The organism is Acinetobacter johnsonii (assembly GCF_048551975.1).
Taxonomy (GTDB): Bacteria; Pseudomonadota; Gammaproteobacteria; order Pseudomonadales; family Moraxellaceae; genus Acinetobacter; species Acinetobacter johnsonii_A.
In genome coordinates this window covers 1-286 of sequence record NZ_JBIMCF010000186.1, presented here as the reverse complement: position 1 = coordinate 286, position 286 = coordinate 1, and the positions used below count along the sequence as shown (strand labels likewise).

The following is a 286-nucleotide window of genomic DNA, read 5'->3' as shown; positions in this document are numbered from 1 at the left end:
ATTTGGTAGAGTCCAAGATTTAGGTTAAATACTTTTTTTTCATTGATCTCTTTTGCGCTCATCTATTCATGTGTTGCTATATCTCTTAAGTAGAGTTTTAAACTATCAATTGAATCAAAAAAGCCTTTGCTCTCTTGTTCTTCTGGCCATAGAGTCCGCTGATTGAGTGCTACTGTGATGTTATTTACATTTTTTGAATCCAACTGAAATCCATCTGATGGCTCCATTTCAGGCCAATTGACGTCAAAACTAGCATTTTGAATCTGATCATCGCATCCTTTGATAT

Annotated in this window: 1 pseudogene; it reads right to left on the bottom strand. The window is 35.0% G+C overall.

Going from position 1 to position 286, the window contains the following annotated elements:
- Positions 1 to 62: 62 nt before the first annotated feature.
- A pseudogene (locus ACG9ZB_RS17175) lies at positions 63 to 286 on the bottom strand (hypothetical protein); the annotation flags it as partial.